23 protein-coding genes and 1 pseudogene are annotated in these 21,181 nt (G+C 64.2%); 13 read left to right on the top strand and 11 right to left on the bottom strand.

Features of this window, described 5'->3' with window-relative positions:
• Positions 1-244 precede the first annotated feature (244 nt).
• On the top strand, positions 245-469 hold the full coding sequence (locus Q0Y09_RS08460; RefSeq protein ID WP_297720371.1) for a hypothetical protein: 225 nt from the start codon (positions 245-247) through the stop codon (positions 467-469).
• Positions 450-761, top strand: coding sequence for a YbjQ family protein (locus tag Q0Y09_RS08455; protein ID WP_297720368.1), 312 nt, complete (start codon positions 450-452; stop codon positions 759-761). The genes Q0Y09_RS08460 and Q0Y09_RS08455 overlap by 20 nt, the downstream gene beginning before the upstream one ends.
• Positions 762-811: 50 nt before the next feature.
• Here Q0Y09_RS08455 and Q0Y09_RS08450 read toward each other — a convergent pair whose 3' ends face one another.
• The 4 genes from Q0Y09_RS08450 to Q0Y09_RS08435 form a co-directional block, all read right to left on the bottom strand.
• On the bottom strand, positions 812-2,260 hold the full coding sequence (locus Q0Y09_RS08450; protein WP_297720365.1) for a phosphatidylserine/phosphatidylglycerophosphate/cardiolipin synthase family protein: 1,449 nt from the start codon (positions 2,258-2,260) through the stop codon (positions 812-814).
• A 13-nt stretch (positions 2,261-2,273) separates the two neighbouring features.
• A complete protein-coding gene (gene asnA / locus Q0Y09_RS08445) occupies positions 2,274-3,287 on the bottom strand; it encodes an aspartate--ammonia ligase (RefSeq protein ID WP_297720362.1) in 1,014 nt (337 codons plus the stop codon).
• Between the two features lie 78 nt (positions 3,288-3,365).
• Positions 3,366-3,704 (bottom strand): hypothetical protein, encoded by a 339-nt coding sequence (locus Q0Y09_RS08440; RefSeq protein WP_297720359.1) that lies wholly within the window; start codon positions 3,702-3,704, stop codon positions 3,366-3,368.
• Positions 3,701-3,976, bottom strand: coding sequence for a DUF2089 family protein (locus tag Q0Y09_RS08435; protein WP_297720373.1), 276 nt, complete (start codon positions 3,974-3,976; stop codon positions 3,701-3,703). Before Q0Y09_RS08435 ends, Q0Y09_RS08440 begins: the two co-directional genes overlap by 4 nt.
• A 194-nt stretch (positions 3,977-4,170) precedes the next feature.
• Here Q0Y09_RS08435 and Q0Y09_RS08430 point away from each other — a divergent pair, with 194 nt between their 5' ends.
• From Q0Y09_RS08430 to Q0Y09_RS08405, 6 genes are all read left to right on the top strand, one after another.
• Complete coding sequence (locus tag Q0Y09_RS08430; protein ID WP_297720357.1) at positions 4,171-4,653, top strand: Lrp/AsnC family transcriptional regulator; 483 nt, start codon at positions 4,171-4,173, stop codon at positions 4,651-4,653.
• Entirely contained in the window at positions 4,650-5,843 is a 1,194-nt protein-coding gene (locus Q0Y09_RS08425) for an aminotransferase class I/II-fold pyridoxal phosphate-dependent enzyme (RefSeq protein WP_297720354.1), read from the top strand. The genes Q0Y09_RS08430 and Q0Y09_RS08425 overlap by 4 nt, the downstream gene beginning before the upstream one ends.
• A 31-nt stretch (positions 5,844-5,874) precedes the next feature.
• Positions 5,875-6,474, top strand: coding sequence for a bifunctional phosphoserine phosphatase/homoserine phosphotransferase ThrH (gene thrH, locus Q0Y09_RS08420; protein WP_297720351.1), 600 nt, complete (start codon positions 5,875-5,877; stop codon positions 6,472-6,474).
• Positions 6,475-6,502: 28 nt separating this feature from the next.
• On the top strand, positions 6,503-7,786 hold the full coding sequence (locus tag Q0Y09_RS08415) for a DUF1015 domain-containing protein (RefSeq protein WP_297720348.1): 1,284 nt from the start codon (positions 6,503-6,505) through the stop codon (positions 7,784-7,786).
• 37 nt (positions 7,787-7,823) lie between these two features.
• The gene (gene ispE / locus Q0Y09_RS08410) at positions 7,824-8,684 is read left to right on the top strand and encodes a 4-(cytidine 5'-diphospho)-2-C-methyl-D-erythritol kinase (RefSeq protein ID WP_297720345.1); all 861 of its coding nucleotides are present in this window, start codon (positions 7,824-7,826) and stop codon (positions 8,682-8,684) included.
• 159 nt (positions 8,685-8,843) lie between these two features.
• Positions 8,844-11,327 (top strand): ATP-dependent helicase, encoded by a 2,484-nt coding sequence (locus Q0Y09_RS08405; RefSeq protein WP_297720342.1) that lies wholly within the window; start codon positions 8,844-8,846, stop codon positions 11,325-11,327.
• Between the two features lie 7 nt (positions 11,328-11,334).
• Here the strand turns inward: Q0Y09_RS08405 and Q0Y09_RS08400 are convergent, their stop codons facing one another.
• Positions 11,335-11,958, bottom strand: coding sequence for an HAD family phosphatase (locus Q0Y09_RS08400; RefSeq protein ID WP_297720339.1), 624 nt, complete (start codon positions 11,956-11,958; stop codon positions 11,335-11,337).
• A gap of 25 nt (positions 11,959-11,983) precedes the next feature.
• Positions 11,984-12,568 carry a DNA-3-methyladenine glycosylase gene (locus Q0Y09_RS08395; protein ID WP_297720337.1) on the bottom strand — a complete coding sequence of 195 codons (585 nt, stop codon included), beginning with the start codon at positions 12,566-12,568 and terminating at the stop codon, positions 11,984-11,986.
• Positions 12,569-12,630: 62 nt separating this feature from the next.
• Here Q0Y09_RS08395 and Q0Y09_RS08390 point away from each other — a divergent pair, with 62 nt between their 5' ends.
• The 4 genes from Q0Y09_RS08390 to Q0Y09_RS08375 all read left to right on the top strand — a co-directional run bounded on the left by Q0Y09_RS08390 (position 12,631) and on the right by Q0Y09_RS08375 (position 16,709).
• The gene (locus Q0Y09_RS08390; RefSeq protein ID WP_297720334.1) at positions 12,631-13,533 is read left to right on the top strand and encodes a DMT family transporter; all 903 of its coding nucleotides are present in this window, start codon (positions 12,631-12,633) and stop codon (positions 13,531-13,533) included.
• Between the two features lie 371 nt (positions 13,534-13,904).
• Positions 13,905-14,927: an ABC transporter substrate-binding protein gene (locus Q0Y09_RS08385; RefSeq protein ID WP_297720331.1), complete on the top strand. Its 1,023-nt coding sequence runs from the start codon at positions 13,905-13,907 to the stop codon at positions 14,925-14,927.
• Positions 14,928-14,992: 65 nt separating this feature from the next.
• On the top strand, positions 14,993-15,907 hold the full coding sequence (locus Q0Y09_RS08380; RefSeq protein ID WP_297720329.1) for an ABC transporter permease: 915 nt from the start codon (positions 14,993-14,995) through the stop codon (positions 15,905-15,907).
• Position 15,908: 1 nt separating this feature from the next.
• Entirely contained in the window at positions 15,909-16,709 is an 801-nt protein-coding gene (locus Q0Y09_RS08375; RefSeq protein ID WP_297720326.1) for an ABC transporter ATP-binding protein, read from the top strand.
• 45 nt (positions 16,710-16,754) lie between these two features.
• Here Q0Y09_RS08375 and Q0Y09_RS08370 read toward each other — a convergent pair whose 3' ends face one another.
• Positions 16,755-17,738 (bottom strand): lipoate--protein ligase, encoded by a 984-nt coding sequence (locus Q0Y09_RS08370; protein ID WP_297720323.1) that lies wholly within the window; start codon positions 17,736-17,738, stop codon positions 16,755-16,757.
• A 104-nt stretch (positions 17,739-17,842) separates the two neighbouring features.
• Here Q0Y09_RS08370 and Q0Y09_RS08365 point away from each other — a divergent pair, with 104 nt between their 5' ends.
• Complete coding sequence (locus Q0Y09_RS08365) at positions 17,843-18,307, top strand: S-ribosylhomocysteine lyase (RefSeq protein WP_297720320.1); 465 nt, start codon at positions 17,843-17,845, stop codon at positions 18,305-18,307.
• 23 nt (positions 18,308-18,330) lie between these two features.
• On the opposite strand, the gene Q0Y09_RS08360 is transcribed toward Q0Y09_RS08365, so the two are convergent.
• From Q0Y09_RS08360 to Q0Y09_RS08345, 4 genes and pseudogenes are all read right to left on the bottom strand, one after another.
• Positions 18,331-18,510: a hypothetical protein gene (locus Q0Y09_RS08360; protein WP_297720318.1), complete on the bottom strand. Its 180-nt coding sequence runs from the start codon at positions 18,508-18,510 to the stop codon at positions 18,331-18,333.
• Positions 18,511-18,636: 126 nt separating this feature from the next.
• Positions 18,637-19,272, bottom strand: coding sequence for a LysE family transporter (locus Q0Y09_RS08355; RefSeq protein WP_297720315.1), 636 nt, complete (start codon positions 19,270-19,272; stop codon positions 18,637-18,639).
• A gap of 77 nt (positions 19,273-19,349) precedes the next feature.
• Positions 19,350-20,825 (bottom strand): annotated as a pseudogene (locus tag Q0Y09_RS08350) (nicotinate phosphoribosyltransferase).
• Between the two features lie 8 nt (positions 20,826-20,833).
• Positions 20,834-21,181, bottom strand: a 348-nt coding sequence (locus Q0Y09_RS08345; protein ID WP_297720313.1) for a hypothetical protein, incomplete at its 5' end; no start/stop codon positions are given.

Here is a 21,181-nt window from a genome sequence, read left to right as displayed (position 1 = left end):
CCTGCCACCGCTTTTATTCTCTGGACGACTTCGCAAAGCAGCTCGCTGTCCACAACCGCCGCTCCAATAACTTCCCCATGAGACCGCTGGGTTGGCTTTCTCCTCGGGAGTTCACCGTCCAATATGTTTGACAAACCTACATTTTTGAAGAATCGGATCAATTATTTCCGTTGACATCCTGCGGGCCGGGACTCATAATAAGGGCGGAAGGACCCAAAATGGGGAGCAGATAAGGAGGCGGCCTATGAAGAAGGGAAAGCTGGTGGCGCCCATTGTCATCACGGTCCTGTTGTGCCTGTGGCTGGGGCTCTATGTCGCGGTCTTCTGCCTGGCGCCCGGCCTGCCGCTCTGGGGCAAGCTGCTGGGGGCCGCCATCCCGCTGGCCCTCATTGGGGTGTCCCTGTATGTACTGATCGAACGGATCAACGAAATAAGAAGGGGCGAAGAAGATGATCTTGACCACTACTGAGACCATTTCCGGCAAGGAGCTGGAGACCCTGGGCCTGGTCCGGGGGAGCACCATCCAGTCCAAGAACATCGGCAAGGACATCACCCAGGGCTTCAAGACCCTGGTGGGCGGCGAGCTGCGGGCCTACACCGAGATGATGAACGAGGCCCGGGCCCTGGCCACCAAGCGGATGGTGGAGGAGGCCCAGGAGATGGGCGCCGACGCAGTTGTGTGCATGCGCTATGCCTCGGCGGCGGTGATGCAGGGGGCGGCGGAGGTCATCGCCTACGGCACCGCAGTGAAGTTCAAATAAGCCTAACAAGCAAGGCCCCTCCGGCTATGCCGGAGGGGCCTTGTGGTCTCTTACAGAAGGAATCGGAAGGGCTGGGTGAGCCAGCGGGTGACGGGGTAGAGGAAGGACTTGGGGTCCTGATAGGGCTTTTCCTCCACGCCCTCCCTGGGGAGGTAGCCCTCCGGCGTCACCTGGAGACACTGTTCTTCCATGGCGTCCAGATTCTCCTCCAGCAGGTCGTAAAAGGCCGGGCTGTCGAAGACCAGCATCATCTCTGTGTCCAGGTAGGTACTGCGCATGTCGAAGTTGTAGGAGCCCACGATGGCCAGGTCGTCGATGAGGGCGGCCTTGCCGTGGGAGGAGTAATCGCCGAACCACTCCCAGACGGTGACGCCGGTGTCCAGCAGCCGGTCCCGGTTGGTGAGGTAGTCGGAGGAGGCCACGAAGTTGTCCCCCACGGCCACGGAGTTGACCTGGAGGACGACGGGGACGTCCCCGCCTGCCGCCCGGGTCAGCCCCTCATACATATCCCGGCTGGGTACGGCGTAGGGCGTCTGGAGGTAGACATGCTCCTCCGCCTCCTCCATGAGCCGCTGGAGCTGCCACCACAGGACGGGCTCCTTGGCCAGGATGTGGGTGGGGTTGGTGAGGAGGGTGCAGCGGTCCACCGGGACGGTGGCGGAGGTGTAGTCCAGGGCCAGGGGCAGGGTGGCGTAGGCGTCCCGCTCCCGAAGCTGGGACTCGGCCTCCGCGGCATCCTTGGTGACCCAGAAGGGGATGCGCTGGAGGGCCGGACGGCTCTCCGGGCGGTCCCACACCTGGGCAAAGTAATCCTCTACCTGGCCGATGACGCTGCGGGCGGTGGTGCTGCCGGTGTTCCAGAGGAAGACGTCGTTGTCGTGGCTCTTGTCGTCCTCCGGGACATAGTCGCCCAGGAACAGGTCGAAGGTGTTGCGTCCGCCCAGGACCATGTAGGTGTGGTCTACAATGAGGTACTTGTCGTGCATGCGTCCGTTGAAGGTCCAGGGCAGGAGGAAATTGGGCTCGTTGTAGAACCGGATCTCCACGTTGCTTCGCCGGGCCAGAGCGTAAAAGACGGGGGCCCTGCCGTGGAGGAAACCGCTCATGCCGTCCCAGAGGATCTGGATCTTCACGCCCCGCTCGGAGGCGGCCAGCAGGGCGGCAAAGACGTCCCGGGCACTCTCGCAGTCCCGGATGTCGAAGGAGGTGAGGACGATGGACTCCCGGGCCTGGGCGATGAGCTGGAGCCGCAGGTCCAGGGCCTCCTGGTTGTCCAGCACCAGAGAGGCCCGGTCGGTGGAGCCCGTGCCCCGGAGGGCGGCGGGGTCAAAGGCGGCCTGGGTCTCGGCGCTGACCTGGGGGTGGATGGCGAAGGGGGCCAGAGCGCCCACCGCAAAATAGAGCAGGTACAGGAGCAGGACCCACCGGAGCACCCGAAGGACCTTCCGCCCATTGCACTTTTTGGGCTGGGTGATGACCTGATAAAGATTTTTTTTCATGCTCACAGCGCCTTTACAGCAGGACGACGCCGGCGTCCTGGCAGACCTGGAGGGTCACGTCGTCCCACACGCCGGCCTGGACCTCGCCGATGTGGGCCTTGCCCAGGAGCTGGACGCACAGCCGGGACTGGCCGATGCCGCCGCCGATGGTGAGGGGGAGCTCTCCGGCCAGCAGGGCCTTGTGGAAGGGGAGGCTGCGCCGGTCATCGCAGCCGGCAATGGCGAGCTGGCGGTCCAGGGCGGCGGGGTCCACCCGGATGCCCATGGAGGAGAGCTCCAGGGCGCGGCCCAGGACGCCGTTCCACACCAGGATATCGCCGTTGAGGGACCAGTCGTCGTAGTCGGGGGCCCGGCCATCGTGGGGCTCGCCCGACTTGAGGGCGCCGCCGATCTGCATGAGGAAGGTGGTGGGGTGGTCCTTCACCCAGGCGTTCTCCCGCTCCTTGGGAGTGAGGTCGGGCCAGAGGTCCTCCAGCTCCTGGGTGGTGACGAAGCTCACATCCCGGCTCACCTCCTGGAGGGACATGAGCTGGGGAAAGATGGAGCGGATGGTGGTCTGGGTCTGGCAGATGGCCTCCACAATGGTCTCTACCGTGTGCCGGAGGTAGTCGGCGTTCCGGTCCCGGGGGGCGATGACCTTCTCCCAGTCCCACTGGTCCACGTAGATGGAGTGGAGGTTGTCGGGCTGCTCGTCCCGGCGGATGGCGTTCATATCGGTGTAGAGTCCTTCGCCCACGGAGAACTGGTAGCGGTGGAGGGCCAGGCGCTTCCACTTGGCCAAGGAGTGGACCACCTGGGCGTCCCGCCCAGCGGCGGGGATGTCGAAGGTGACGGCCCGCTCCACGCCGTTGAGGTCGTCGTTGAGGCCGGTGCTGGCCTCCACAAAGAGGGGGGCGGAGACCCGGCGCAGGTTGAGGGCGCCGCCCAGAGTGTCCTCAAAGAGGCGCTTGAGAAGGCCGATGGCCTTCTGGGTGTCGTAGAGATTGAGCCGGGGGGCATAGCCCTCGGGGATGTAGGACTGGTCCATAGGATGGTGGCTCCTTTACATTAAGGTATTGGTGTCATTATAATATTGCGGAGCCGGAATTGCAAGGCAAAAGGGGCGTTACAGGTCTTGAAGGTCCTTCCGGTCCATGGCCCGGCGCTCGGTAAATTTTTTGCGGGTATTTTTGTAGACCAGCAGAAAGATGAGGGTGGGGATGTTGAACACCACCAGCATGGCCAGGGGGATTAGAAAAAGGACGGGAGAGGCCGGACCCACTATGTTGAACAGCACGACCAGCGTCCAGCACAGGGAGCTGACCACCGACAAAATGGGCAGCACCCGCCCCGGCCAGGGGCTCTCCAGCCGGGAGAGAAAGTATTGCAGGATGCTCAGCAGGGCGGTGGGAACGGCCAGATAGAGGAACAGGATGGGGAAGAACATAAAACTTGCAATACTCATAGGGCAGTCTCCTTTGTTTTTCGGTATTCACTGATGAGGAGTTTGGCGGCGTCAAAGTCGATTTTCTCATTGACAGCCAGGCGCTTGATGAGGGCCACATAGGGGTCGGCGGCCCGGTCCTCGGCCAGGCGGACCTTCTGAATGAGCCGGTCCAGCCGGAGCCGGACGGTGGGGTAGCTCACCCCGTATTCCCCGGCCACCTCCTTGAGAGACCCGGAGGCCAGGAGGAAGCGCCGGAGAAAGGCCACGTCCTCCTCCTCCAGGTCGGTCATCCACTCCGGGACCACAGAGATCAAATTTCATCACCTCGCTCTGAACTTTGTATTTAATAAAATTAAGTATAAACATAAATTTTATTAAAGTCAAGGAAAAATCTGAGGTGGGGAAAAGTTCACTTGCCCATTGCCGCCGATGCGTGTATAATATTTTTTAATATCCTGCCGTACGTAGAATGGAGGAATGTCGTGTGGATACAAAGCTGCTGCGCCTTCTGGAGAGCGACTGCACCCTGACCCGGGAGCAGCTGGCCTCCATGGCCGATATGACCGTGGAAGAAGTGGACGCCGCCGTCAAGGAGTACGAGGCGAAGAAGATCGTCCTGGGCTACAAGGCCATCGTGGACTGGGACCGCACCGACCGGGAGAGCGTCACCGCCCTCATTGAGGTCAAGGTGACGCCCCAGCGGGGGGAGGGCTTCGACCGGGTGGCCGAGCGGATCTACCAGTATGACGAGGTGGAGAGCGTCTACCTGATGTCGGGGGCCTTCGACCTCACCGTCATCATCTCGGGCCGCACCCTGCGGGAGGTGGCCGAGTTCGTGGGGCAGCGTCTGGCCACGCTGGAGGACGTCACTGGCACCGCCACCCACTTCATCCTCAAGAAGTACAAGGAAAAACACCTGATCTTTGAAAAGCGGGAAGAGCAGGAGAGGGAGCTGATCTTCACATGAATTACGATGCGATCCTTTCCGAGCGGATCAAGGACGTGAAGCCCTCCGGCATCCGCAAGTTCTTCGATATCCTGGAGGAGATGAAGGACGCCATCTCCCTGGGCATCGGCGAGCCCGACTTCGTCACCCCCTGGCACATCCGGGACGCCGGCATCTATTCCCTGGAGAAGGGCTTTACCAAGTATACCTCCAATGCCGGCATGGCCGAGCTGCGCCGGGAGATCGCCTCCTATCTGGAGCGCCGGTTCCAGCTCCGGTACGACTTTGCCAGTCAGATCATCGTCACCGTGGGCGGCAGCGAGGCCATCGATCTGGCCCTCCGGTGCATGGTGAATCCCGGGGACGAGGTCATCGTGCCCGTGCCCTCCTTCGTCTGCTACGGCCCCCTGGCCAACATGGCCGGCGGCGTACCGGTCTATGTGGAGACCAAGGCGGAAAATGAGTTCCGCCTCACCCCTGAGGAGCTGCGGGCCGCCATCACCCCCAGGACCAAGGTGCTGGTGCTGCCCTTCCCCAACAATCCCACCGGCGGGATCATGGGACGGGCCGACCTGGAGGCCATTGCCGAGGTGCTGCGGGGCACCGATATCATGGTGATCTCCGATGAGATCTACGCCGAGCTCACCTATGGCCAGCACCACGTCTCCATCGCTAATATTCCCGACATGTATGAGCGGACCATCGTGGTCAACGGCTTCTCCAAGAGCCACGCCATGACCGGCTGGCGCATGGGCTACCTGTGCGGGCCCGCCCCCCTCATCCAGCAGATGCTCAAGCTCCACCAGTTCGGCATCATGTCCGCCCCCACCACCAGCCAGTACGCCGCCATTGAGGCCATGCGCAACGGGGACCGTGACATTGAGAAGATGCGGGATGAGTACGACGGCCGCCGCCGGTATCTGGTGGAGGGCCTGCGCCGCATCGGCCTGCCCTGCTTTGAGCCCAAGGGTGCCTTCTATGTCTTCCCCGACATCCGGAGCAGCGGACTCTCCTCCGAGGCGTTCTGCGAGCGGTTCCTGATGGAGGAGAAGGTGGCCGTCATCGCCGGCAACGCCTTCGGTCCCGGCGGAGAGGGCTTTGTCCGCTGCTGCTACGCCACCAGCATGAAGGACATCGCCGAGGCCCTGACGCGGATGGACAACTTCCTCACCAATCTGAAAAAGAAACAGGCCCGGGAGCAGCAGGGCTGACCCGGAGAGAGAAAGGAAGCGGAGGTGCGCTATGAACATCGTGTGTCTCGATATGGAGGGCGTCCTGGTCCCTGAGATCTGGATCGCCTTCGCCCGGGAGAGCGGGATCCCGGAGCTCAGCCGGACCACCCGGGACGAGCCCGACTACAACAAGCTGATGGACTTTCGGCTGAAGCTCCTGAAGGAGCACGGTCTGGGCCTGAAGGAGATCCAGTCTGTCATCGCCCGGATCGACCCCATCCCTGGGGCAAAGGCGTTTCTGGACGAGCTGCGGTCCCTCACCCAGGTCATCATCCTCAGCGACACCTTTGAGCAGTTTGCCAGTCCCCTGATGGAAAAGCTGGGGCGGCCCACCCTCTTCTGTAATACCCTGGAGGTGGCCCCCGACGGGGCCATCACCGGCTTCCGCATGCGCTGCCCCCAGTCCAAGCTCACCACCGTGAAGGCCTTTCAGTCCTGCGGCTTTGACACCATCGCCGCCGGGGACAGCTACAACGACCTGGGGATGATCCAGGCCAGCAAGGCGGGCTTCCTCTTCAAGAGCACGGACCAGATCCGGGCCGACCACCCGGAAGTGCCCGCCTATGAGGAATTCGGCGACCTGCTCGCGGCCATCAAAGCCGCCCTTTGACAGAGAGCATAAGTGTGAGGTGACCGTCATGGACCAGCGATTCCAGGGCCTGCCCTTCGGGCCGGCCGATATCCTGCTGCCACAGAACTGCGACCTGACCAAGTGGTCGGTGGTGGCCTGCGATCAGTATACCTCTCAGCCGGAGTACTGGCAGCGGGTGGAGCGGCTTGTGGGCAGCGCCCCCTCCGCCCTCCATCTCATCCTGCCGGAGAGCTCCCTGGACGGACCCAGCGTGGAGACCGACATCATGGATGTGACCAACACCATGAGCCGCTATCTCCGGGAGGGGATCTTCCGCACCTGCCCCAACGCCCTCATCTATGTGGAGCGCACCCTGGAGTCCGGGAAGGTCCGCCGGGGCCTGGTGGGCATGGTGGACCTGGAGGAATATGACTACGAGGCCGGGGCGGCCACGGCCATCCGCTGCACCGAGGGCACCATTCTCAGCCGCATCCCGCCCCGTGTGGCGGTGCGGAAGAACGCCTCGGTGGAGCTGCCCCATGTGATGCTCCTGGCCGACGACCCGGCGGGGACGGTCATCGCCCCTCTGGCCGCCGCCAAGGGCCGGCTGGAGAAATGCTATGACTTCGAGCTCATGGAGCACTCCGGCCACCTGCGGGGCTGGCTGCTGGACGAGGCCGAAAAGGGCCGGGTGGCCCAGGCCCTCCGGGCCCTGGCCGACCCGGCTGCCTTTCATACCCGGTACGGCGAGGACGCCGGGGAAGTCCTCCTCTTTGCCGTGGGGGACGGCAACCACTCCCTGGCCACCGCCAAGGCATGTTATGAGCGGCAGAAGAATCTCACGCCGCCGGAGCAGTGGGTGGACCTGCCCGCCCGGTATGCCCTGGTGGAGCTGGTGGACCTCCATGACCCCGCCCTGGAGTTCGAGCCCATCCACCGGGTCCTCTTCGGCGTGAACGCCGCCGAGCTGCTGGCCGATTTGAAGAACGCCCATCCCGGCGCCTACGAGGGCGTGGGAGAGGAGGGGCATGTGCTCCGCTATGTCTGGGAGCAGGGGGCGGGGGCCGTCACCGTACCCCACCTCACCGCCGGCCTGCCGGCGGCCACCCTCCAGAGCTTCCTGGACCGGTGGCTCTCCGTCCACAAGGGGCGCATCGACTACATACACGGGGCCGAGGTGGCCCGCTCCCTGGCCGACCAGCCGGGGAATCTGGCCTTCCTCCTGCCCCCTATGGGCAAGGAGGAACTCTTCCCCACCGTCCTCCGGGACGGCGCCCTCCCCCGGAAGACCTTCTCCATGGGCCAGGCCCAGGACAAGCGATTCTACCTGGAGGGACGGAAGATCCGATAATGGCCCGGCAAGGGCCGGAGAAAGGACGTGACCGGCCATGCCCAAGGAGAGGGTGCTGGCCCGAGCCAAGCTGAATCTCACCCTGGACGTACTGGGCAAGCGGCCCGACGGCTACCACGACCTCAAAATGGTCATGCAGTCGGTGGCCCTGGCCGACGTCCTCACGGTGGAGACGGGGACAGGGGAGGGGCTGAAGGTCCGCACCGACCTGAGCTTCCTGCCCAACAACGAAAAAAATCTGGCCGCCGCCGCCGCCCTGGCCTTCCAGGCCCAGACGGGCCGGGACCTGGGGGGCGTGGCCATCGACATCGAAAAGCACGTCCCTGTCTGTGCCGGCATGGGGGGCGGCTCCTCTGACGCCGCCGCCGTGCTCCGGGCCCTGGACGGGATGCTGGGGACAGGCTGTGACCCGCTGGCCCTGGCGGCCCTGGGGGAGCAGGTGGGCTCCGATGTGCCCTACTGCGTCCTGGGTGGGACCGCCCTGGCCGAGGGCAGGGGAGAGGTCCTTACCCCTCTGCCCCCCCTGCCCCGGTGCCACGTGGTCCTCTGCAAGCCGCCCTTCTCCATCTCCACCCCGGAGCTCTTCCGGGCGGTGGACGGGGTGCGGCTCCGGTGCCGGCCCGACACCGATGGGGTCCTCTCCGCCCTGGCCGCAGGGGACCTGGGGGGCGTAGCCCGTCGGATGTATAATGTCTTTGAGGACGTGCTGCCCCACCGGCAGCAGTCCGAGGTCCGGAGCATCCGGTCCGTGCTGGTGCAGCACGGCGCGTTGGGGGTCAACATGAGCGGCACCGGGCCCACCGTCTTCGGACTCTTTGACGACGGAGACCTGGCACGGAGCGCCTGGGAGACGCTCCGGCAGACCTACCGGGACACCTTCCTTACGGAAACGGTGTGAGCGCCCCACCAAAAAGCTGGGGAAGATCAAAAAGGTCCGTTGCAGCTTTGCAACGGACCTCTGTTTGTCGATATCCATTCCATTTTGGAAGGGCAGACATGCGATTTCTGCGTGTGACCTGGGGACAGAAATCAGATACAATATCAGCGAAAAGAGAAAATGGGTGAATGTATGCTGGACAAGGAGCAACAACTGAGATTCTGCAAGGCCCGCCGGGCCGTCATCGGCGGGACGTTTGAGGGCCTGAACCCCCAACAGCGGCAGGCGGTGCTGAACACCGAGGGGCCGCTGCTGGTGCTGGCCGGCGCGGGAAGCGGGAAGACCACGGTGCTCATCCACCGGGTGGCCAACCTGATGAAGTACGGCCGGGGGGCCGACTCCGACGAGGTGCCCGAGTGGGTCACCGAGGACGACCTTCTCTTTCTGGAAGCCTATGCCGTCCATCCGGTGGCCGAGGGCCGGGAGGAGGCGGAGCGGCTGTGCCGTCTGGACCCGGCTGTGCCCTGGTCCATCATCGCCATCACCTTCACCAACAAGGCCGCCGGGGAGCTGAAGGCCAGGCTGGAGCGGCTGCTGGGCCCCGACGCCAACGACATCTGGGCCTCCACCTTTCACTCGGCCTGTGTGCGCATCCTCCGCCGGGACATTGACCGGCTGGGCTTTGATAAGTCCTTCACCATCTATGACTCCGCCGACGCCGAGCGGGTGGTCAAAGACGTCCTGAAGGACTTCAACATGGACGACAAGGCATTCCCGCCCCGCTCCATCCTGGCGGAGATCTCGCGGGCCAAGGACGGGATGCTCTCCGGGGCCGAATACCTGGCCCGGTGCGAGAAGCAGGGGGACTACCGCCTCACCCGCATCGCCAAGGTCTATGTGGAATATGAGCGCCGCCTCCGGGAGGCCAACGCCCTGGATTTCGACGACCTCATCCTGGATACCGTCCGTCTGCTCCAGGAATATGATGACGTACGGGATTATTACCAGCGAAAATTCCGCTATGTACTCATTGACGAGTACCAGGACACCAACCAGCTCCAGTACCGGCTCTCCGCGCTGCTGGCGGGCCGGTGGGAGAATATCTGCGTGGTGGGGGACGACGACCAGTCCATCTACCGGTTCCGGGGGGCCACCATCGAAAACATCCTCTCCTTTGAGCAGCAGTACAAGGGAGCCCGGGTCATCCGCCTGGAGGAGAACTACCGCTCTACCGGCCACATCCTGGAGGCATCCAACGCCGTCATCCGCAACAACCAGGGCCGGAAGGGCAAGGAGCTCTGGACCCGCCATGAGAAGGGGGACAAGCTCCAGCTCTACACCGCCATGAACGAGAGCGACGAGGCCCAGTATGTGGCGGCCCAGATCCTCGCCGGGTACAGCCAGGGCCGCCCCTGGCGGGACCACGCCATCCTCTACCGGATGAACGCCCAGTCCAACCAGATCGAGCAGGCGTTCAAGCGCAACGGCGTGCCCTACCGCATCATCGGCGGCATCCGCTTTTTTGACCGGGCGGAGGTCAAGGACATGCTGGCCTACCTCTGCGCCCTCAACAACCCCGCCGACGATCTGCGGCTTTCCCGCATCATCAACGTGCCCGCCCGTGGCATCGGCCAGAAGACGGTGGATACCGCCCAGGCCATCGCCGCCCGGGAGGGGCGGAGCCTGTGGGAGGTGGTGAAGCACGCCCGGTCCTATCCGGACCTGGGCAAGGCGGCGGCCAAGCTGGCCCAATTCACGGATATGATGGAGGAGCTCCGCGCTCTCTCTGCTGCCCTGCCCCTGCCCGACTTTTACGAGGAGGTCCTGGCCCGGACGGGCTATGCCGTGGCCCTGGAGGCCAAGAACACGGTGGAGGACCGCACCCGGTTGGAAAACGTCCGGGAGCTCCTCACCTCCATCAACAACTACCTGGAAAATGCCGAAGGAGAGCCCTCCCTCTCCGGCTTCCTGGATGAGATCGCCCTTTACACCGACCTGGACAACCACGACCCCAACGAGGACTGTGTGGTCATGATGACCATGCACTCAGCCAAGGGCCTGGAGTTCCCCGTGGTCTTCGTGGTGGGGGTGGAGGAGGGGATCTTCCCCGGGATCCGGGCCATCGGCGACGACGAGGAGATGGAGGAGGAGCGGCGGCTGTGCTATGTGGCCATGACCCGGGCCAAAGAAAAGCTCCACCTCACCTGCGCCGCCCAGCGGATGCTCTTTGGCCGTACCAGCGCCAACCGGCCCTCTCGATTCACCGGGGAGATCCCGGAGGAATTCGTGGAGAAGAGTGGCCGGAGTCCCCTGAGCCGTCCCGATGACGATGCCGCCGGCCATTGGAAGAGCGCACCCGCCCCCCGGACCTTCAACCGCGGGGGGTACGGTACGGCCTGGGCCTCGGAGGGCAGGTCTCCCCGTCCTGCCGCCGCGCCTGCGTCCCGGGCCGCTGCCCGCCCCGCCCCCGGTCCACGGACCGCCGCCGCAAGTCTCCCATCCTTCCAGAAGGGGGACGCCGTGGTCCACAAGGCGTTTGGAAAAGGAATGGTCCTCTCCATCCAGCCCATGGGAGGGGACGCCCTCATTGAAATCGCCTTCGACTCGGTGGGCACCAAGCGGCTCATGCTCCGCTCGGCGGCCCAGCACATGACCAAGGGCTGAATACAGCTCAGAGCAATTCCAGGAAGCTGTCGATATAGCCGTCGCAGCTGCGGCGCATCTGCGCCCGATATTTGTCATAAAACCGGTCATAGACCCCGATGACCTTCATGCCCGCTGTCTGGGCGGCGGTACAGTTGTGGGGGGCGTCCTCGTAGAGGGTGCAGTCCCCGGGTGCAGCCCCCAACCGCTCCGCCGTCAGGCGGAAGACCGCCGGGTCCCGCTTTTCCAGTCCCAGCTCCTGGGCAAAGATGACATCGGTGAAGAAGCCCTCCAGGCCGTGGCGGGCGAGGGCGGTGCGGCAGAGCTCAGGTACGCAGGCGGTGACCAGGGCCATGGCTTCGCCCCGGGCCCGGCAGCGGTCCAGGAAATCCAGTGCGCCGGGCTTCATCTCCACCTGGGCGTAGGCCGTCCGGGCCCCTGCCATCCACTCGGCCATGATGGCCTCCGGCGTCATGTCCAGATGGTAGTAGTCCCGGGTGAAGGCGGCGGCCATCGGGAAGATGGAGTGGCCCACGGTGTGGGCGTACTCCTCGGTGGGGACCAGGCCCCGCCGGCTCAGGAAGCTGAGGTCGATGTCCTCCCAGATGCCGTTGGAGTCGATGAGGGTGCCGTCCAGATCGAATAAGAGCATGTGATGTTCCTCCGTAGTGAGATGGTCAGAGCCAGAACCGCCAGGGAAAGTCCACGGCCTCCCCGGCGTAGTCAATGCCGATGCGTTTGCCCACGTGGATCTCCCCCTGCGGCGTCCCGCCGTCGCAGAGGAAAAGTTCTCCCCCGGTGAGGTCCAGGCCATTGTGGGCCCGGGTGAGAGACAGGGCTTTGCACACCTTTCCGGGGCCGTTGAGGAAGTTTTTCCGCTGATAGGCCGTCAGCTGTTCCCAGCTCTGTCCAAAGCGGTTCCGGGCCAGGAGGTCGGTCCCCTCCACCGCCTCCACGCCCCGCAGCAGCACGGCGGCGGCAGTCCCCTCCGGCTCGGTGACGAAGTTGAGACAGTGGTACATCCCGTAAATGAGATAGACGTAGGCCGTCCCCGGCTTGGCGTACAGGGTCTCGGTCCGGGCCGTCCGGCGGCCGCCGTAGGCGTGGCAGGCCCTGTCCACAGCGCCGATGTAGGCTTCGGTCTCGGTGATGCGGACCACTAGCTCCGCCCCGTCGATCCGGCGGACCAGGTATTTTCCCAGCAGGTCTCGGGCCACCTCCAGGGTGTCCCGGTCATAGAAGGCCCGTGGCAGCGTTTTCATGGGTCATCCCTCCAGCGCGGCAATATTCCTATATTTTATCATATCTGAAGGAGCGGTACAACATGAGCGAGAAGACAGAAGTCAACGTCCTGGCGAAATTTGCCACCCCCCTCATCATTCTGGCCACCATCATCTGGGGCAGTTCCTTTGTGGTGATGAAGAGCAGCGTAAACGTGCTGCCCACCTTCTGGCTGCTGGCCATCCGGTTCAGCTTTGCCGCCATTGTGCTGGCGGTGGTCTTCTGGAAGCGGTGGAAGGTCCTTGACCGGGAATACCTCATCGGTGGCACCGTCATGGGCTTCTGCCTCTTCCTGGCCTATGCCTTCCAGACCTTCGGTCTGGAGCAGACCACCTCGGGCAAGAACGCCTTCTTCACCGCCGTCTACTGCGTCATCGTCCCCTTCCTCTACTGGATCATTGCCAAACGCCGCCCGGATAAGTACAACGTGCTGGCCGCCTTCCTGTGCATCGCCGGCATCGCCCTGGTGTCCATCACCGGAGACAACGCCTCTGCCTTCAACATGGGCGATGTGCTCACCCTGGTCGGCGGGTTCTTCTTTGCCTGCCATATCATAGCGGTGTCCCGGTATTCTGAGGGGCGGGATATTTTCATCCTCACCACGCTCCAGTTTGCCTCCTTCGCCCTCTTCTCCTGGGTGGGCGTGCTCTTCACGTCGCCCGCGCCCGACCCCTCTGTGTTTGACAGCAGCCTGATTTTTGGACTGGTCTATCTGGTGGTGTTTGCCTCCTGCGGCGCCCTCCTCTTCCAGAACATCGGCCAGAAGTACACCGCCCCCTCCACTGCCGCCGTCCTCCTCTCCCTGGAGGCCCCCTTCGGCGTCCTCTTTTCCATCCTCTTTGCCGATGAGCGGCCCACCCCCCTCATGTTCGTGGGCTTCGCCCTCATCTTTGTTGCCGTGGTGTGCTCGGAGACGAAATTCGCCTTTCTGCGAAAAAAGGGTTGACATTTACCGACTGTCTGCGTATAATGACTCACAAGTAAATCACCTGAAACCAGTGACGGAGAGAAGTAACCGGCCTGTTCCAAGCCAAAGAGAGTCCCGGGTGGTGTGATCGGGGCGCGCGGAAACCGGTGAATGGCCTTCGGAGGGCGGCTTGAACGGCGCAGATGCGCCCAGTAGGTGCCGACGGGTCCCCACCCGTTATCCATCGGGCACGCATGATGGTGCGTGAAGCGAGTGGACGCGCAAGCGTCAATTTGGGTGGTATCGCAGAAGCATTTGAAACGCTTTTGTCCCATGTGTGGGACAAAAGCGTTTTTTTTGTATCTGCTGGCTCCATCTGCCGCCCAATACTCAAAAAAGGAGAAGTTACCATGAAAAACACCATGAAGAAGCTGACCGCTCTGACCGCCGCCTCCGCCCTCGCCCTGTCTCTCGCCGCCTGCGGCGGCGGGACTGCCACCAACACCCAGGCCCCCGCTGAGACGGGCTCCGACCCCATCCGGGTGGCTGTCATCAAGCAGATGGACCACGCCTCCCTGGACGAGATTGCCAATGCCATTACCGCCCGGCTGGACGAGATCATGGGCGAAGAGGCCGTTTCCATCGAGTATCAGGTCACCTCCGGCCAGAATGACTCCACCGTCCTCCGGCAGCTGGCCGACCAGGCCATCGCCGACGGGGCCGACGTCATCATCCCCATCGCCACCACCGCCGCCCAGATCACCGCCGTCTCCGCCGAGGAGAGCCGGACCCCCGTGGTCTTCGCCGCCATCTCCTACCCCGAGACGGTGGAGCTCACCGGCATGGACTATGTGACCGGCACCAGCGACGCCCTGGACACCGGGCTCATCCTGGACATGATGCTGACCCAGAACCCGGAGGTGGAGAAGGTGGGGCTGCTCTACTCCCTCTCTGAGCCCAATTCCGAGGTTCCCATCGCCGCCGCCAAGGACTATCTGGACGGCAAGGGCGTGAACTACGTAGAGGCCACCGCCAACACCAACGACGAGGTCATCGCCGCCGCCAGCACCCTCATCGCCGACGGGGTGGACGCCATCTTTACCCCCACCGACAACATCATCATGAACGCCGAGCTGGCCATCTATGAGGACCTCATCGCCGCCGGCATCCCCCACTACACCGGAGCCGACTCCTTCGTCCGCAACGGCGCCTTTGCCACCTGCGGCGTGAACTACACCGACTTGGGCGCCCAGACCGCCGAGCTGGCCTACCGGGCCGTCACAGAGGGGATGGACGGTCTGGAGGACTACTACCAGGTGGCGGGCAATATCATCACCGTCAACACGGAGACCGCCGCCGGCCTGGGCATCGATCCCGCTGTCTTTGAAGGCATGGGCGGCGAGGTGGTCAGCGTCACCACCACCGAGGACTGAACCATGTTTTAACCGCCAACCCCCGGCTATGGCCGGGGGATTTGGCTTGAAAGGAGAATTCCGCCATGCTCTATATCGTCCAAACTGCCCTGGAGCTGGGCTTCCAGTACGCCCTGGTGGCAATGGCACTGTTCCTCAGCTACCGGGTACTGGACATTGCCGACCTCACCACTGACGGCTGCTTTGTGCTGGGGGCGGCTGTATCGGTGACTCTGGCCGCCGCCGGCCACCCCATCCTGGCCGTCCCTGCCGCCATGGCCGCCGGGGCCTGCGCCGGCTTTGTCACCGCCTTCCTCCAGACCAAGCTGGGGGTGCCCTCCATTTTGGCCGGCATTGTGACCAACACCGGGCTCTACACCGTCAACCTGATGGCCATGGGCTGGAAGTCCAACCAGGCCCTCTTGAAGCAGGAGACCATCTTCACCCTCTTCCGGAACACCGGCGTCGGCGGGAGCTGGAACGCCATCCTCCTCTCCGGCGCTGTCACTCTGCTGGCCGGCGGGCTGCTGGTCCTCTTCCTGGGCACCCGGCTGGGCCTCTCCATCCGGGCTACCGGGGACAACCGGGACATGGTCCGGGCCTCTTCCATCAACCCCACCTTTACCGTCACCGTAGGGCTGTGCGTGGCCAACGCCCTCACGGGCCTCTCAGGCGCGGTGGTGGGTCAGGCCCAGAAATCGGCCGACATCAACAGCGGCACCGGCATCGTGGTCATCGGTCTGGCCTGTCTCATCATCGGGGAGACCATCGTGGGCCGGAGCTCTATGCTCCGGGGAGCCGTCGCCGTGATCGTGGGCAGCATCCTCTACCGTCTCGTCTACGCCCTGGTGCTTTACACCAAAGTGGTGCCGGTGGACTGCCTGAAGCTGGTCACCGCCGTCGTGGTGGCCCTGGCCATCGCCGCCCCCACCCTGAAGAGCTGGGCGGCCTTCCAGGCCAGGAAGCGCAAGGCATTGGCGGCCCGCAAGGAGGTGGAGTAACATGCTGGAGATCAACCATATTTCCAAGACCTTCAACCCCGGTACGGTCAATGAGAAGACCGCCCTCAGCGGTCTGACCCTCCGCCTGGACGAGGGGGAGTTCGTCACCATCGTGGGCTCCAACGGCGCGGGCAAATCCACCCTCTTCAACGCCATCGCCGGGGACTTCTACGTGGACGAGGGGTCCATCACCCTGGCCGGGGAGGACCTCACCTATCTGCCCGCCTACCGCCGCAGCCGCCGGATGGGCCGGCTCTTCCAGGACCCCATGCGGGGGACCGCCCCCCACATGACCATTGAGGAAAATCTGGCCCTGGCCTATCTCCGCACCGCCAAGCAGCAACGGGCCTTTTTCAGCCGGGTGAGCAGGCGGGACAAGGAATTCTTCCGGGAACAGCTCTCCCGGCTGGATATGGGGCTGGAGGACCGGATGCATCAGCCGGTGGGCCTTCTCTCCGGCGGGCAGCGGCAGGCCCTCACCCTGCTGATGGCCACCATGGTGCCCCCCAGGCTCCTCCTCCTGGACGAGCACACCGCCGCCCTGGACCCGGGCACGGCGGACAAGGTGCTCCGGCTCACCCGGGAGATCGTATCGGAGTCGGGCATCACCTGCCTCATGATTACCCACAACATGAAAAACGCCCTGGAGCTGGGTAGCCGTACCCTGATGATGGACGGCGGAAGGATCGTGCTGGACATCGGCGGGACTGAGCGGCAGGGCCTTACCGTGGACGACCTCCTGGCCCGGTTCCGGGCGGGGGCGGGTAAGGACCTGGACAACGACCGTATCCTGCTCTCTTAAATCGAAAACTGGCTCCGCACCCATGGTGTGGAGCCAGTTTTTTGTTTATGGACACAGCAGCGCCAGAAGGTCCTCCGGTCCGCAGCCCGCGATGTAGTCCCACAGGGGGATGGTCTGGAGGACGGGGAGGAGGGCCTCCCGCCGGTGGGGGAGTCCCACCAGCCGTCTGGCCAGACCGGCGCTGTCCAGCCGCCCGAAATAGTCCCCGTAGAGGGCGGCGGAGCGGATGATCCCGTGGTCCACATCCAGCCGGGCGTCCACCAGGCCAAAGGGAAATTTGATGGCCCGACTCCAGGTGTACCGGGGCGCGGCACCGAAGTTCCAATCCCAGGAGCGGTATTTCTCCCGGCACAGGTCGTCCACGGCGGCCCGGTCTGCCGCCGTGAGGGTGCAGGGCGTCAGCCCGGACACGGTTTGGAGAAAGTAGGCCCGGAGCCGCTCCAAAAACTCCTCCACCTCCATGGGGGCGGGGAGATGCCCGGCCAGGTTGGTCACCCGGCTGGACACCGACTTGACCCCCTTGCTCTCCAGCTTGATGGCCTGGGGCCGGAGCGCACCGGCGAGCCGGGACAGGTCGGCGGAGAAAAGGAGGGTGCCGTGGTGGAGGATGCGTCCCCCCCGGACGGCCTGGGCGTTGCCGGAGAACTTCTGCCCGTCCACCAGCAGATCGTTCCGGCCGGAGAGGGCCGCCTCCACCCCCAGGGTGGCCAGAAAGTCCACGATGGGCTTGGTGAACTTGGCGTAGTTGTTAAAATCCCCGGTCCCGCAGGGCTGGACCAGGGTATAGTTGAGGTTCCCCAGGTCGTGGAAGACCGCCCCGCCGCCGGTGAGCCGCCGGACCACCGGGATCTGGCGGCTGCGGACGAAGTCCAGGTCGATCTCCTCCAGGGCATTCTGATTCTTGCCGATGATGACCGAGGGGCCATTTCGCCAGAGGGCGAGGACCTCCCTGGGGAAGCGGGTGAGCAGGTATTCGTCCAGGGCCAGGTTCCAGGCCGGGTCGGTACAGTTGTTTTCCAGGAGGTACAAGGGGACCCCCTCCTTTCCCTGCCCTCCATTATGGGGAAAAAGAGGGGGTTTGTCAACGGCCCTGGGATGTGGTATGCTTAAAAGAAAAGGAGCGTGAGCAGACAATGGAACTCAAGCAGATCGCCAGCTTCCAGGTGGACCACCGGAAGCTCACCGAAGGCATGTATACCTCCCGGGTGGACGGGGATGTGGTGACCTATGACATCCGCATGGTGCGGCCCAACTGCGGGGATTATCTGGGCTACGGCGCCATCCACAGCTTCGAGCACCTCTTCGCCACCTATGTCCGCAGCGGCCCGGAGTCGGACAAGGTGATCTACGCCGGCCCCATGGGCTGCCGCACCGGCTTTTATTTCCTGGTGCGGGATATGGATCCGGCGGCGGCCATCGACCTGGTCCGGCAGACTATGGACTTCATCGCCGGGTACGAGGGGCCCATCCCCGGTGCCACCGAGGCCGAGTGCGGCAACTACCGGGAGCAGGACCTGGAGGGGGCCCGGGTTGCGGCCCAAAAGATGATCCCCATTCTGGCCGACTGGACGGTGGATAAGTTGGTCTATCAGAAGTAAAAAGCTGAGGAAGTGAGCAACGCTCACTTCCTCAGCTTCTTTTTCAGCCGGTACCAGAAGGTGTCGGGCTCGTAGCCCTTGGAGGCCCGGAAGGCCCGTTCGGCCTCCTCCGCCCGCTTGAGGGCGGCCCGTTCCTCGCGGCTTGTCCCCTCCCAGGGCTGGAGGGTCATATTCAGCCGGCTCTGCATGGCATACCAGAACATAAGGCGCTCCTTTCCCGTGTGCGGCTGCTTCTACCTCTATATCGATGCAGGGGCGGAAAACGTGACAGGAAAGAACACTTTTTCTGCTTTCAGATCATCACAGACGGATGGGCCCGTCAAGGGGATTCAGAACAGGGAGGAGAGCATCTGCTGTACCCGTCCCACGCCGTCCAGGAAAAGGCCCATGCCGTAGTAGATGAGGACCGCGCCGCAGACGGTGTTGATGGCCTTGAGGAGCTTGGTGCCGATGTGGGCGCGGAAGAGGGAGATGACCAGGGTGATGCCGAAGAACCACAGGAAGGAGGCGCTGGAGGAGCCCAGGATGAGCTGGAGGCTCTCCCCCGCCGCCACGCCGCCGGCCCGGAAGCCGCCGAAGATGAAGGTGCCGTCCAGAATGGCCTGGGGGTTGAACCAGGTGACCACGCAGGCTTTCATCGCCACATCCTTGAGGGGCAGGTCCACCTCCACGGACTGGTCCAGGGTGGGCTCCTCCTGGATGAGCCCCACGCCGATGCGGGTGACGATGAGACCACCGCACAGCAGCAGGAGGAGCTGGAGGAGGGCGAAACGCTCCACCACTGTGCCGATGCCGAAGAAACAGAAGAGGGCCAGGGTGATGTCAAAAAAGATGACGATGAGGGCGGTGAGGAGGGCGCGCCGCCGGGGCTGGGTGAGGGCGGTGTTGATGACGAAGAGGTTCTGCATCCCGATGGGGGCCACGTAGGCCAGGCCGATGGCCAGACCCTGAAAATAGGCGGGCATGGAGATGGCTCCTTTCAAAATAATGGTTCCCGAACAAAGGCGGGCGGCATGGCGCCGCCCGCCTCAAGTGAGCATGCTCAGCCCCGCTGCTTGAGGAGCTGCTGCTTGATATCCCAGAGCTTCTGGGAGAGGTCCACATAGTAGTTGTGGGGATTTTCAAAACGCTTGACCTCGTCCCAAAGGGTGTCGATCTGCCCGGCGCACCAGGCGCGCATCTCCTCAATGGAGGGCTTTTCGTACACCAGCTTACCGCTCTGGAAGATGGGGACCAGCAGCTCCCGGACGGTGAAGTTGGCGATGGTCTTGCGCTTCCAGGTGGCCGCAGGGTCAAAGAGCTCCAGGGGCTTTTCCGGGTCAATGACCTCGTCGTGGACGCAGATGAGGTCGGCGATGGCCTTTCTGGTGTCGGTTTCAAAGAGGCGGTAGACCTTCTTGAAGTGGGGGTTGGTGATCTTGGCCGGGTTCTCGCTGATCTTGATCTTGGGCAGGATGGAGCCGTCGGGCTGCTCCACGGCGGAGAGCTTGTAGACGCCGCCGAAGACCGGCTCCGATTTGGAGGTGATGAGCCGCTCGCCCACGCCGAAGGAGTCGATTTTGGCCCCCTGCTGGAGGAGGTCCCGGATGATGTACTCATCCAGGGAGTTGGAGGCCACGATTTTACACTGGGGAAGTCCCGCCTCGTCCAGCATCTTCCGGGCCTTTTTGGAGAGGTAGGTGAGGTCGCCGGAGTCCAGGCGGATGGCGCAGTTTGTGATGCCCTGGGGGAGGAGGACCTCCTTGAAGGCCCGGATGGCGTTGGGGACGCCGGAGTTGAGGACGTTGTAGGTGTCCACCAGCAGGGTGGCCGAGTGGGGGTAGAGCTCACACTAGGTCTTGAAGTCGGTGTACTCGGCGGGGAACATCTGGACCCAGGAGTGGGCCATGGTGCCGCCTGCGGGGGAGCCATACACCCGGTCAGCCAGGGTGCAGGCGGTGCCGGCGCAGCCGGCGATATAGCTGGCCCGGGCCCCCAGCAGAGCACCGTCCGCACCCTGAGCCCGGCGGGAGCCAAACTCAGACACTGCCCGGCCCTGGGCGGCCCGCACGACGCGCGCGCACTTGGTGGCGACGAGCGTCTGGAAGTTCACGAGGTTGAGAAGGGCCGTCTCGACGAGCTGGCAGTCGATGACGGGGCCCATGACGCGGACCATGGGCTCGCGGCCGAAGACGACCTCGCCCTCCGGGACGACGTCGACCGTCAGGTCCAGGCGGTGCCCGCGGAGGAACTCGAGGAAGGCCGGCTCGAACAGGACCCCGCCACCGGGCGCCTCGAGCGAGGAGAGGTACTCGACGGCGGAGTCGTCGAACGAGAAGGCCTCGACGAGGTCGGCCACCTGGCCCGTGCCGCAGCACACCGCATAGCCGCCGCCGAAGGGCGGCTCGCGGAAGAAGGCGTTGAAGCAGGCCTGGGTGCCGGCCATGCCGGCCTCCCAGAAGCCCTGGGCCATGGTGAGCTCGTACAGGTCGGTGTTGAGGCTGACGTCCGACGGCCCGGTGGGATCGGTGAGGGACACGGCTCCCCCTAACCGAGCAGCGAGGCGATCAGCCACACGGCGGCGACTGCCACGACGCACAGGATGACTGCCTTCTGGCCGGGGGCCATCCTGAGGTCGTCCTCGTCGGGCTGCATCATCTGCCTGCCGCGCTCGCGCAGGCGCGCGTCGCGCAGCTCGGCCTCGCGGTCCTGCTCGGCCCGCTGCCTCTGGGCTCGCAGCCTCTGGAGCTCGGCACGCTCCTGCGCGTCGCGCTGCTCCTGCTCGCGCCTGGCCTTCTCGGCACGGAGCTGCTCGAGCTCCTCGCGCTCCTCGTCGGAAGGTCCGCCCCCGTCAGCCATGCTGTCCTCCGTCCGGTTATCCGCGCCGCCCGGCGG

It is taken from the genome of Intestinimonas sp. (genome assembly GCF_026169115.1).
Taxonomy (GTDB): Bacteria; Bacillota; Clostridia; order Oscillospirales; family Oscillospiraceae; genus Intestinimonas.
This window is presented reverse-complemented; position numbering and strand designations above follow the sequence as displayed.